This is a genomic window from Zobellia russellii (assembly GCF_044597075.1).
Taxonomy (GTDB): Bacteria; Bacteroidota; Bacteroidia; order Flavobacteriales; family Flavobacteriaceae; genus Zobellia; species Zobellia russellii.
This window is the reverse complement of the sequence record NZ_CP139000.1, coordinates 985042-998063: the sequence shown is the minus strand read 5'-3', so window position 1 is coordinate 998063 and position 13022 is coordinate 985042. Positions and strand designations below refer to the sequence as shown.

Genomic DNA, 13022 nt, shown 5'->3' with positions numbered 1-13022 from the left:
AAAGTCAATTCTTAGGGCTTTTCTATTTGTTATAGATGTATATGTGAATGAGGTATGTTAATGTTGAAAAACAATTGAGAAGGGGATTTCATAGGTTACTCCATTATCCGTAACCAAGACCTTGCCATCACTTTTATCGTCCATTTGACTTAGGTATTGATCTTCTATTTGACCAGTAACTATTGAGTTGGGGTGGGTAAGGAAGTTTTTGACGCTCAATGAGTTTTCTACAAAAAGAATTTCATTAACCTGTAGCCCTTCAATATTTTGGTTGAACGTTATATTTGCTTGTTTGTAGAATGCTTTATCGGATTTAATCCCTATTATAGCTTCGGTAATAACTAGTGTAGGATGTGTTGATGCAGGTTGTAATACTTCAATTTCTATACCGGTCTCAGCATCGTTATGGTTATTGTACCCAATTAGATTATTTCTTAATCTAAGTTCATAACTACCACTTTGAACTTCGTCTGGAATCCGAACGCTCAGGCTATTTTCGCTAGTTGATTCTGTTCCTAAGCGATACAAAAGGTCTTTTCCGCTAGCTTCCGTAGATATTAAAACAATTTCAGATAGTTCTCTAAATATATATTCCCCCTTATTCTCAAAATATAGGTTTTCACCGGTAACGGTTAGCATATCACCTTTTGTGTAAATGGTTTTATTAATAGATGTATTTTTTGGACTTCCTCCGGAAACCACTGGTATGGCTTCTCCCCAGTAGTCAATAAGATCGTACTCATACGTTTCTCCATCTAGATGAATACCAAATTTGTAATCGGTGCCATTGGGCGCGTCTGCAATATCCAGGTCAGGAAGGGTAAGAACAAAACTCTCATTACCGGACCCAGAGCTATAGGTTGCGTTCGTAAATTCATATGCTATACCATCTTTTTTGAGGCTAAAAGTGTAATCTTCTAAGCGAGAATGATCTAAGTATAAATTCGCAGAAATATGAGCGCCAGGTCGGCTTATAACCCTGTCCAATTCGCCGTTAACACTAGCATAGCTAAAATTAGGTGTTCCTTTGGTAAAACGAAGATCACTATCATTAGTTTCTGTGCTATTATCATGTTCTATAAAAATTTCAATCTCATACCTTCCATTTAAATATGATTCCGGCAACCTTGCTGTGACGGCATCACTTTTGTAGGATACATTTTCAATTTTTTCAACACTTAACGGTATGCTTTCGCGGGTATGGCTGTTTATCAAATTGACCTTAACACTGTCCAAAACTGGATTAGTAGGATAGGCGTTAAAAGTAATGGTTTCGCCAGGTGCTTTATCGGCAAACATATTTATACTAAAAGGAGGCAATTCAACCTGATCAAGACGATTGTCTACGCTAACAATATATTTTTTAGTGTCTCCTGAGTTAAAAGTAACGGTATAAGTAACTGGTTTGGTAAAATCTAAGGTTTCATCAGACTTAGGAACACTAGTGGCTCCTTCAGGCAGATTAAGATGAAGCTTCAGCGCAGGAATATTGCTTAGGTACGGAATACGAAATTGAATAGAGTCAGCCTCGGCTTCCGGTTGTTTAACATGATTAAAATTACTTCTACCTTCAGGCAGATTCGTGAAACTAAAAGCTACATGTGTATTTTCTGCTGCTTCGTCTTCATTCTTAAGATTAACCTTATAGCTGTTAGTAGACCCGTCTTCGGCGGTAACCGTATAGACTACTTCCTTGGAAAAATCTTGAGCAACACCTGATTTTGGAGAAATTGTGGCTTTTTCAGAAATGGTGATTTCAGGAGTTAAACTCGTAAGGTCAACAGTAGAAGGGAATGCGTGACGAATTTCGTTAGAATTGATTATCAGTTGATTTTTTGTGTCTTGAATACTTATGCTAAATTCTAGAAGTTCATTCTTGTCGCTTTTTGATTGTGTTTCTTCGGTCTCATCGGAATCTTTGGAACAGGAAACAAAAAATAGCAGAAAACATGCAGATAGGGCAATTAGGGAGGAAAATTTCATACACTTATGTTTTTTATGTAAATCTGTCAAATCCCTGAACGATGTTATAAAGATTTTATTGAAATAATTCGACCAACGGTTTTCTGTATTTTGGCTGCTTTTTAATAGAGCGCTCATGTAAAGCAGGATAGCTAATAGGATAAAAAAAAATGTATTAATTTCGGAGTGAACGAAAGGTGATAGACTATGGCGGAATTTATAAGAATATATGAGGAAAATCCCAATCCAAAGGAAATACAGAGGGTTGTTGATGTTTTGCGTAAAGGAGGGTTGGTCATTTACCCTACGGATACGGTATATGGTCTTGGGTGTGATATTACCAATTCTAGGGCCTTGGAGAAAATTGCACGTATTAAAGGTATTAAACTTGCCAAGGCCAATTGGTCCTTTATCTGTGCTGATTTAAGCAATCTATCGGATTATGTCAGGCAAATAGATACGGCCACCTTTAAAATTTTGAAAAGAGCGCTTCCGGGCCCTTACACATTTATTCTGCCTGGAAATACTAATCTGCCTAAAGACTTTAAAAAGAAAAAAACGGTAGGTATAAGGGTTCCAGATAATTCAATAGCAAAAGCGCTCGTAGAAGGTCTAGGTAACCCCATTGTATCTACATCTATTAGGGATGATGACGATTTGTTGGAATATACTACGGATCCAGAACTTATTTATGAGAAATGGGATAATTTAGTTGATGTAGTTATTGACGGTGGTTATGGAGATAACGTGGCATCTACGGTAATAGACTTGTCAGACGGGGAACCTACTGTTTTAAGGGAGGGAAAGGGAAGTTTGGATATTTTCTAAATATTTAATCGAAACTACAAAAAGGATATAAAAAAAACCGCAACTTCTAAAGTTGCGGTTTTTGTATCTCTAATATTAACTGCTTAGTTATTGATGGCAGGATCGTTCATGCCTTCTTCGATCATGCTGTAGAACTGATCAATTTTAGGAAGAACAACAATACGAGTTCTTCTGTTCTTTGATTTTTCAGTAGTAGAAACAGGAACATATTCTGATCTACCGGCCGCTGTCATACGCTTAGGATCAACATTGTAATCATTTTGAAGAATTCTTACAACTGCTGTAGCACGCTTAACACTTAAATCCCAGTTGTCTAAAAGAACACCGTGTCTTCCGTAAGGTACATCATCAGTATGACCTTCTACCATAAATTCAAAATCTGGCTTGTTGTTCACAACCTGTGCAACTTTACCAAGGATTTCCTTAGCTCTGCTAGTAACATTGTAGCTACCGCTGCTGAATAATAACTTATCTGAGATAGAAACAAAGACAACACCTTTTTCAACGCTGATTTCAATGTCTTCGTCATCTAAGTTACCCAACACACCTTTTAAGCTCTGAACCAATGAAAGGTTTACAGAGTCTCTTCTAGTGATTGCATCTTGTAATTTACGAATAGTAAGATCTTTTTCTTTTAAGCTTTCCAAAGACTTCTCAAGGTTTTCAGCACCTTTTGAGGTCAAAGTAGTTAAGTTGCCCATGTTATTGATCAACTCTTGGTTGTTAGCTTTTAAGAATGAATTTTGGTCTTGTAATGTTTTTAGACGAGAACTGGCAGTTGCCTTTTCCTCTAAACAATCGTTCAATTTAACCGTTGCGGAATTCAAAAGATCTTGTGCTTCTTTATGTTTTGATTCTAAATCCGAATACTTCTTTTGTGATACGCATGAAGACAACAACAAGGTCACTCCTAAACAGCCTAAAATTAATTTTTTCATAATGAGAGTTACTAAGTATTTAATGATTGTTATTTGATTTTAATTAGTGTCAATAAGCGACAAAATTAGATAATCGCCAAATTTAGTATTTGTAAAATTAGTTAATGTTTTACTAAATCGTTAAAATTCTTTACATGATGTACGAAATGCTGCCATACTATGGACTTCGTAAGGTAATACTTTGGGATAAAATTAGCTTTTTCCCTCACTTTATACATCTTTCCAAAATTCCTATAGAAACTTAAATGAGCTCTTAGAATTGCAAAGCAGTGGTTAAACTTAAACTGAAAAATGAAACGTAATGCTGCAATTCCGTCCAGTAAGAGACGAAATCCTATAATAGTCAGGGCTTTTTTCCGAGGTAAATTCTTTGTTATGGAAAAAAGGGAGTTTCTAAAGTTCAGATAGGTTTTTTTGGGGTTCATATTGCTTAAAGTAGATCCGCCCAAATGATATACTTTAGAAGCACCAACATAAAATACCTTGTGACCTTTGTTTTTGGCTCTCCAACATAGGTCTATTTCTTCTTGGTGGGCAAAATAATGTTCATCAAACCCGTTAACGGACCAAAAGACCTCTTTTCTAATGAACATACATGCCCCTGTGGCCCAAAATATTTCTAGAACATCATCATACTGCCCGTTGTCTTTTTCCAATTCTTGAAATATGCGCCCCCTGCAAAAAGGGTATCCCAATTTATCTATAAAGCCCCCTGCCGCTCCGGCGTACTCAAAATATTCTGGACGCATCATATCCAAAATTTTGGGTTGTATGATTGCAGCTTCCTTGTTTTTCGAAAAAACTTGCAATATTGGGGGCAACCAATTTTCGGTTACCTCTACATCAGAGTTTAGAAGACAATAAACATCAGCATCTATATTTTTTAGTCCAATGTTATACCCTTTGGTAAACCCACCATTTTCTTTGTTCTGAACAATTTGTATAGTAGGATAGTTTGCTTTTATAAACGCCACGGAATCATCAGTAGAAGCGTTATCTACAACATAAACGTCAGCACCCTGGGAATACTGTACAACAGAGGGAAGGTATCTTTCAAGAAGTACCTCTCCGTTCCAGTTTAATATGACTATGGCAATGCGCAAAACGATGGCAAATTAACGGCTAAAATCAGGAATATCCCTGAGAAACGAATATTTTTCTGAAGTAAAATCCATTTTGCAGTAAAAATGGTTGAGCCCGTTGGTTACCATTAGGTAATCTGCTTTAAGTTGCAGGTTATAGCGTGCTATTTGATCAAAGGTAGTTTGGTCTATGGTAATTTTAGGCGCTTTGCATTCCACTAAAATATGAATACTTCCGTCAGAGTTAAAAACAACAATGTCGTACCTCTTCTTAATATTATTAATAATGAGTTGTTTTTCAACGTTTATAAGGCTGATAGGATACTTTTTCTCAAAGAGCAAATGATTAACAACGTGTTGCCTTACCCATTCTTCTGGTTGTAGCACAACAAATTTTTTGCGTATACTGTCAAAAATAAGCACGTTATTTTCGCTACTTTTGAATCGGAATTTATACTCCGGAAAATTAAGGGGTTCCATATAGCAAATTTGATGATTTTTTTTGGATGGATGAAGCAAAACAAATAGTTAGCGATATTAAGAACGGTACAATCAAACCCATTTATTTTTTATTTGGGGAAGAACCCTATTATATTGATGCCATTGCCTCGTACATTGAGAAAAATGTTCTAGCTGAGGAGGAAAAAGGTTTTAACCAAATGGTCCTGTACGGTAAGGACGTTACTATAGATGATATTGTTTCAAATGCCAAGCGGTATCCTATGATGGCCGAGCGTCAAGTCGTTATCGTTAAGGAAGCACAGCATCTTGTGCGCACCATAGAGAATTTAACGGCTTATGTAGACAACCCCCAAATGACAACGGTATTGGTGGTTTGTTATAAATATAAGAAACTGGACAAGCGGAAAAAATTATATAAATCCGTACAAAAGGCAGGTGTTCTTTTTGAAAGCAAGAAGCTGTACGAAAACCAAGTTTCCGATTGGATAAGGAAAAACTTGCAGGGCAGGGGATATAGTATTTCTCACAAGGCGGCCATATTACTTACTGAATATCTAGGAACGGATTTAAGTAGAATAAACAACGAAATAGAAAAGTTACAGTTGGTATTACCAAAGCAGAGTGAGATTACGCCTGCCGAAATTGAAGCTCATATTGGTATTAGCAAAGACTATAACAATTTTGAGCTGAAAAAAGCCATTGGCGAAAGAAATGTGCTTAAAGCAACACGTATTATAAATTACTTTGCTCAAAATCCAAAAGACAACCCTTTTGTGTTGACCGTTACTTTGTTGCATACTTTTTTCTCTCAGCTTTTACAGTATCACGGGTTAAAGGATCATTCGCCCAAAAGTGTAGCAAGTGCTTTGCGTATTAATCCTTATTTTGTGGGCGAATTTCAGACAGCCGCACGTAACTATCCTATGAAAAAGGTGAGCGGTATCGTTTCAGCTTTAAGAGAAATGGATTTAAAGGCCAAAGGGGTAGGGGCCAATGTTAACTCTCAGGAAGATTTGCTGAAAGAACTTCTGGTAAAGATTATTTAAACTATCTTTTGTCTACACTGTATTTCCCAGGGCCTAATAAGATAATAGCCACAAATATCACAAAATAAATAAGGGCCAGCTCTTTCTTTTGGAAAGGGTCCGCACCATGTACGACAAATGCAGCAACAGCCATAGTAATTGCCGTTGGAATTGCAGCCCATCTGGTCTTAAAACCAAAAATGATTAATATAGGACAAACCAATTCTGCTAGTACAGCTAAAAATAAAGAAGGAGTGGAGCCCATTCCTATTGGATCGCCAAATTCTACACCGTTGATCAACATTTGCAATTTTCCATATCCGTGAACAGCCATCATAGCAGACGCTGCAATTCGTAATAGAGCTAAGCCAATATCTTTCAAAAGTGAATTTGACATGTTATTTTGAGTTTACATTAAAGATAAAAGTATTCTTTTTTATGAATTAGCCCAAATACATTTGCAACAAATATTTTTGTCAAAACACGTCACATTTGAATTCTGTTGATTACGAATAGGTTAGCGTAATTTAGGGAAGCTTTCAGGGTCTAGTTCATTCATTATGGCGTATACTTTTTCAAAAACATCCTCTATATTAGGTTTTGAAAAATAGTCGCCGTCCGTACCATAAGCGGGTCTGTGAGCCTGCGCGCTAAGCGTTTGTGGTGCAGAATCCAAATAAGCATATGCCCCTTGTTTTTCTATAATTTCATTGAGTATGTAAGCGGAACATCCTCCTGGTACATCCTCGTCTACCACTAGAACCCTATTGGTCTTCTTTATGCTCTCTAGAGTATCGTGATACACATCAAAAGGTAATAATGTTTGTGCGTCTATAACCTCTGCATCAATCCCAACTTCTTTTAGTTCTTCTGCAGCTTTTAGCACAAGTCTTAGCGTAGAGCCATAGGAAACAATGGTAATATCGGTTCCATGTTTTATGGTTTCAACTTTTCCTATTGGCGTATAGAATTCCCCTAAATTAATCGGTTTTGGTTCTTTAAGCCTATAGCCGTTAAGACTTTCAATTACTAGAGCAGGCTCATCGGTCTTTAACAGTGTATTATAGAAACCGGCCGCTTGGGTCATGTTTCTAGGAGACAAGATGTACATACCGCGAAGTGAATGTATCAATGTTCCCATAGGAGAGCCTGAATGCCAAATACCTTCTAAGCGATGCCCTCTTGTACGTACAATTAAAGGTGCCTTTTGCTTTCCAAAGGTTCTGTAGCGTAAGCAGGCCACATCATCCGTTAAGGTTGCCAGTGCATAGAATATGTAATCCAAATATTGAATCTCAGCTATAGGGCGAAGTCCTCTTAGAGCCATGCCTGTACCTTGTCCTATAATAGTTGTTTCCCGTATACCGGTATCCGCAACGCGAAACTTACCATATTTTTCCTGTAAACCCTCAAGACCTTGGTTTACGTCTCCAATGGCTCCGCTGTCCTCACCAAAAACTATGGCGTTTGGGTATTTCTCAAATATTTTATCAAAATTGTCCCGGAGAATAATACGGCCGTCAACATTTTCGGTGTTGTCCGCATATTTAGGCTTTACTTCGGCTACGCTTAACGCCCCTGTAGGCCCATCATTATAAAGGTCGGCGCTATATAAGGGTTGTGTTTCGGCAAGAAAGGTATTCGTCCATTCTACAAGTTCTTGTTTCTCTGGAAAAGACTCGCCTATGAGATATCTGAGCGCTTTTCTTGAACTAACGGCTAAATCTTTTTTAATGGGCTCTTCTATCGCTATGAGGTCATTCTTTACTTTGGCTATAAAATTTTTATTCTGACTTTTTGCCGATGCCCTGTCGAGTATAGCTACCAATTGTTTTTTAAGAGTCTTGTGACTTTCCAAGTATTCTGACCAGGCTTCTCTTTTAGCAGATCTAACTTCTCGTACAATGGCTTTTTCAATAGCCTTAAGCTCATCATCCGTTGTAATGCCTGTTTCTAAAATCCATTCGCGGAAACGCTTGTTGCAATCATTCTCTTTTTCCCATTCCAGTCGGGCTTTGTCTTTGTAACGTTCGTGAGAACCGGAAGAAGAATGTCCCTGCGGTTGGGTAAGCTCGGTTACATGAATAATAACGGGTACATGTTCCTCTCGTGCTATGTCCGAAGCATTTTCATAGGCATGCATCAGGGCAGTGTAATCCCACCCTTTAACTTTTAACAGCTCATAGCCTTCCTGTTCTTCGGTTCGCTTAAAACCACTTAGGATTTCGGAAATATCCTCTTTTGTAGTGTGGTATTCCGCAGGTACGGAAATACCATAATCATCGTCCCAAATGCTGATTACCATAGGTACTTGAAGTACTCCTGCTGCATTAATGGTCTCTAGAAACATTCCTTCACTGGTACTTGCGTTTCCAATGGTGCCCCACGCTACTTCATTGCCGTTGTTGGAAAAGTTAGTGGCGTCTACATTGTTCAGGTTCCTATACATCTTAGAAGCCTGTGCAAGACCAAGTAATCTGGGCATTTGTCCTGCCGTACAGGAAATATCTGCACTACTATTTTTCTGTTCGGTTAGATTTTTCCAGCTTCCATCCTCATTAAGGCTATGCGTTACATAATGCCCACCCATTTGCCTACCGGCACTCATAGGTTCCTTTTCAATATCCGTAGTGGCGTAAAGTCCGTGAAAAATGTCTTTTGGAGTAAGAAGGCCCAGTGCCATCATAAACGTCTGGTCACGGTAATAGCCGCTTCTAAAATCTCCGTCCTTGAAAGATCGGGCCATGGCCAACTGTGGTAGTTCCTTGCCATCTCCAAAGATTCCGAATTTTGCTTTTCCGGTCAAAACTTCTTTCCTACCCAATAAGCTACATGTTCTACTAAGAACAGCAATTTTGTAATCGCTTATAATTTGGGTCTTGAAATCATCAAACGTAATATCATTACTGGTTTTAGGCGATGTATCCATTAAGCTGTATGAGTTTTTACAAAAATAGCAAACTGCTAGCATTTTTACAATGCTTGCACAACTTAGTTGATCAAAATATATTTAAAAAAGGAAGGAAACCAATAGTATATTGATAATTGAAGTTTGATAAATTGAGATTATATTATGAATTCAACAATCAAATACTAAAACCATTTTCGGGTAAATAGGCCAATAAGAGTTTTTGGACTTACGGTAACAATAAATCTAATTTTCTCGCCATACAATGGTTGGGATACTTCCCAGCCATTATTGGAATATAAAGGGAAGTAAAGTTCAAAATAATCGGTTAGAAGGTTTAAACGAACCCCTGAATCATAAACGAACTTTCCACTAAGACCTTTGTTTTTAACATAACCTAAATCTCCATAAACCTCAATCCATTTCCAAAGATTAACACTGGTGTTTATGGTAGTTAGATAGTCATTGGCAAACCTATATTCTTCAGGGAGAAAGGATTTAAAACCTCCCTCGGCAATAATTATTTGCTGGCTATAGATTCCTGAGTCTTCCGATCGGCCCAAATAACCATAATCGAATAAATAATCCGTAGGACGGTCTAGCGCAAAACTATAGTAATTAGGGTCTGCATAATCCGTTGTTTTATTACGTATAAATTTACCGGCATAAAAACGAAAGTTGAACTGTCGGTTGTTTTCAAACAGTTTACGGTACTCTAATTCAAAGGCTACTTTTGTAAAATCACTTGCATGCTGGGCATCTGCAAACCAAGAAACATAGTCAATAATCCCAGGGTTTCTATTGGTGTACCTTACGTTAAGAATACTATAATCGGGCGGAGTTTCAAAGTCGCCCAGTTCTTCGGCCTTATTCCGCAGAACATTCACATATCTAAAACGTAGAAACTCCCGCTTATTGGAAATCAAGTTTGCCGGTCTCCATCCAAAAGTGATGGAAGGGGTTATGGTAGAATACCTGGAGTTTTCTTGAAAATGATACGTAGAACCTCCCAGACTGTAATTGGCTAGATAAAGCCCGCTTTTGCTAAGATATTTACGGTATGAAACTCTTCCCGAACCTACAAAAGACTTTTCCCTAAAAGAATAGGAGGGGGCAAAATCGTATACGAAAGGGCGCTCCAGTAATGTTTTGTTATACAGGCGCATCCCTGGAGTCCAGCCATCATAAATATTGAAGTTTAGAATTGGGACATAAAAAACCTGATTGTAATACGGGTTTTCAGAATCCCTAAAGAAAGTAAACTTCAGCTTCTTATTCCCCGAGAAAAAACCTCCTAAAGATTTCCAGTTATCCCTCTGGTTGAACTCCGGAATTTTCTGGTCGTAGTTTAGAACAAGACGCTTTTCCTCATTTTTAGGAATGGTAACGGTCTTGATATCGCCAATATCCGAAAACCAATATTTAGACACTACAGAATCGTTCTTAAGCCCGAACAGAGAAATAGGTACATTTGTGCCTTTTTTATTCTTTATGGTTACGCGCAAAGAGTCTTCGGTTTTCTCTACTTTTTTAATCTTAAAATCTATTTTACGGTCCGTGGTTACATAATCCTTAAAAAACCAGTCAATATCTTTTTCCGAGGCCCTTTTTAGGATGGATTCAAAATCCAACGTTTTTACTTGACTAAGCCTATAGTGCTTGTAAAAAGTCTTTATACTTTTATCTACTTTATCTTTTCCTATATAACTGGCCAAATAGGCGAGACCAAGCCCAGCTTTATATTTATTGGCTATTTTTTGATTGAATTTGATAAGGGAATCATTACTAGTACTTAACGGTTGGTCTAAATTGGTACGTGCGGTAAGCATGTACAAGAATGGATACTGCTCGTTGAAATCCATTTTAGCCAGATTGAAGCTCCGTATGCCCCAAATTTTGGATAATTTTCCCAATAATTTTTGGTCCGGGTAATACTGCTCTACAAATTCTATCATAAGATAGTTGGCAATAGCATCACTTAACCATTGCTCTTTTCTTGGGTCTAAGAAAAGAGTCTCTTCTAAAATGTTGATAAGCGCCGTTTTTAAGAACTTCATTTCAAATTGAAACTGCTCTTCATAAGGGCGAATAAACGACGGTAATTGATTGATACCGTAAAGTGGATTTTTCTCATAATCAAGCTGGCTTACCAAAAGCTGACGATGAGGGTATTGTCCTAAATTATTCTCTATAAACTCAGTAACCCTGTTAATGGACAGCCCCTTAAAAACATCCTCGTACTTCACCGCTTCAATATCGGTAATTACCGTAATTTGTGGAGTAACGTGAGTCATAAATCGCTTCTCCGGGCTAAGCAAAATTTCGCAGTTTTTTTGCTGTTCTGCAGTCAATTGGGCCATTTGTCCGTTTGAAATGGAGTTGTTGCCCAATACGGTGAAATTAGAAGCCAAGTTCAAGTTTCTTGGGTAGACAAAATTTACCGTGGTTTCTGTTACACCGGTATATAGGTCCTCCAAATTTTTATTGGAGTACAAATGCCAAGCTCCATCAAAATAGGCTGGTGTTAAATACCAATCTTTTAAGTAGTAGCTATTTTTTCTCTTGTCATACCCGTAGGGCGTAAACTTGTTTTCGGGAAGTTTAATCGTATACGTTAAAAAGAGTTTTGCAGATTCACCGGGAGGTAGTGGGCTGTTTAAATCAATTTTTAAAATGTCCTCACCAGTGGTGCGTTTCCAATGAAGACCTCTGTATTCATCGTCCACAGCACTCATGATGCTCGTATACCCTCTTTCCTCTTTTTTGGCTAAGTGAAGGCTTTTCTTGAATTCCTCCGAAAAGCGCTTTGCCAAACCTGTATTTTTACTGGCATAAGCATGGGCCCAGTCATTAAAATACAAAGTACTCAACGTTACATTGGAATTGTTCTTATACGTAAATTCCTGTTGAATTTGTATTTCCTTGCTTTCTCCGTCAAGAGTGGCGGTCAGGACATTTTCATGCTGTGCAGCCAATTGTTGACAACCATTAAACAAAACGGTTCCAAGGCAAAAATAAAATATGAGGGATTTGATTTTCAAGTATACTATTAAAAATTAGGACTCAAGTTTCGGCCCTTGTAGAATGCATCAATAATATCTACAACTTCATCTTCAGTGTCGGCAATTTTAATAAGGTCCAGGTCATGGGCACTTATGTTTTTTACTTCCAACATTGTGTTTTTAATCCAGTCCATAAGACCCGTCCAAAATTCACTTCCAACAAGAATAATAGGGAACTTTTCAATTTTGTTGGTTTGGATAAGCGTTATGGCCTCAAACAGCTCATCTAAGGTTCCAAAACCACCGGGCATGACCACGAAGCCTTGTGAGTATTTTACGAACATGACCTTTCTAACAAAAAAATAGTCAAAATCCAGACTCTTGTCAGAATCAATAAATGGGTTGTCATGCTGTTCAAAAGGAAGGTCTATGTTCAAACCTACTGAAGTACCTCCTGCCAAATGGGCTCCTTTGTTCCCTGCTTCCATAATACCGGGACCACCTCCAGTAATTACACCATATCCGGCTTCGGCTATACTTTTAGCAATACTAACGGCCAATTCATAATATTTATCACCTTCCTTGGTACGAGCGGAACCAAAAATGGAAACACAGGGACCTATGTTCCCCATCTTTTCAAACCCCATTACAAACTCGCCCATTATCTTAAATATGGCCCAAGAATCGTTAGTTTTTATTTCGTTCCAACCTTTATGGTGTTGTTCTTTTCTCATGTATAATTCCTATTATTTATCTAAAATAATCCACTTCACAAAACAGCTAACGGTTTTGATAGAGATTTAAGTGTATGTTAT

10 protein-coding genes are annotated in these 13022 nt (G+C 37.7%); 2 read left to right on the top strand and 8 right to left on the bottom strand.

Annotation, left to right across the window (positions count from 1 at the left end):
• Positions 1-57: 57 nt before the first annotated feature.
• Entirely contained in the window at positions 58-1983 is a 1926-nt protein-coding gene (locus tag SJY45_RS04205) for a DUF5018 domain-containing protein (protein WP_400073392.1), read from the bottom strand.
• 186 nt (positions 1984-2169) lie between these two features.
• On the opposite strand from SJY45_RS04205, the gene SJY45_RS04200 reads away from it, so the two are divergent.
• Entirely contained in the window at positions 2170-2790 is a 621-nt protein-coding gene (locus SJY45_RS04200; RefSeq protein ID WP_215440488.1) for an L-threonylcarbamoyladenylate synthase, read from the top strand.
• Positions 2791-2873: 83 nt separating this feature from the next.
• Here SJY45_RS04200 and SJY45_RS04195 read toward each other — a convergent pair whose 3' ends face one another.
• From SJY45_RS04195 to SJY45_RS04185, 3 genes are all read right to left on the bottom strand, one after another.
• On the bottom strand, positions 2874-3728 hold the full coding sequence (locus SJY45_RS04195; RefSeq protein ID WP_215440487.1) for an OmpA family protein: 855 nt from the start codon (positions 3726-3728) through the stop codon (positions 2874-2876).
• A gap of 101 nt (positions 3729-3829) precedes the next feature.
• A complete protein-coding gene (locus SJY45_RS04190; protein WP_400073391.1) occupies positions 3830-4831 on the bottom strand; it encodes a glycosyltransferase family 2 protein in 1002 nt (333 codons plus the stop codon).
• Between the two features lie 12 nt (positions 4832-4843).
• Positions 4844-5290 (bottom strand): type I restriction enzyme HsdR N-terminal domain-containing protein, encoded by a 447-nt coding sequence (locus tag SJY45_RS04185; protein ID WP_215440485.1) that lies wholly within the window; start codon positions 5288-5290, stop codon positions 4844-4846.
• Between the two features lie 26 nt (positions 5291-5316).
• Between SJY45_RS04185 and holA the strand changes: the two genes are divergently transcribed.
• The gene (holA, locus tag SJY45_RS04180) at positions 5317-6318 is read left to right on the top strand and encodes a DNA polymerase III subunit delta (RefSeq protein ID WP_215440484.1); all 1002 of its coding nucleotides are present in this window, start codon (positions 5317-5319) and stop codon (positions 6316-6318) included.
• Position 6319: 1 nt separating this feature from the next.
• Here the strand turns inward: holA and SJY45_RS04175 are convergent, their stop codons facing one another.
• From SJY45_RS04175 to SJY45_RS04160, 4 genes are all read right to left on the bottom strand, one after another.
• Entirely contained in the window at positions 6320-6694 is a 375-nt protein-coding gene (locus tag SJY45_RS04175) for a DoxX family protein (RefSeq protein ID WP_400073390.1), read from the bottom strand.
• Between the two features lie 120 nt (positions 6695-6814).
• On the bottom strand, positions 6815-9226 hold the full coding sequence (locus tag SJY45_RS04170) for a thiamine pyrophosphate-dependent enzyme (protein ID WP_400073389.1): 2412 nt from the start codon (positions 9224-9226) through the stop codon (positions 6815-6817).
• 164 nt (positions 9227-9390) lie between these two features.
• Positions 9391-12246 carry a metalloprotease gene (locus SJY45_RS04165; protein WP_400073388.1) on the bottom strand — a complete coding sequence of 952 codons (2856 nt, stop codon included), beginning with the start codon at positions 12244-12246 and terminating at the stop codon, positions 9391-9393.
• An 8-nt stretch (positions 12247-12254) separates the two neighbouring features.
• Positions 12255-12941: a TIGR00730 family Rossman fold protein gene (locus SJY45_RS04160; protein WP_215912309.1), complete on the bottom strand. Its 687-nt coding sequence runs from the start codon at positions 12939-12941 to the stop codon at positions 12255-12257.
• Positions 12942-13022: the final 81 nt, after the last annotated feature.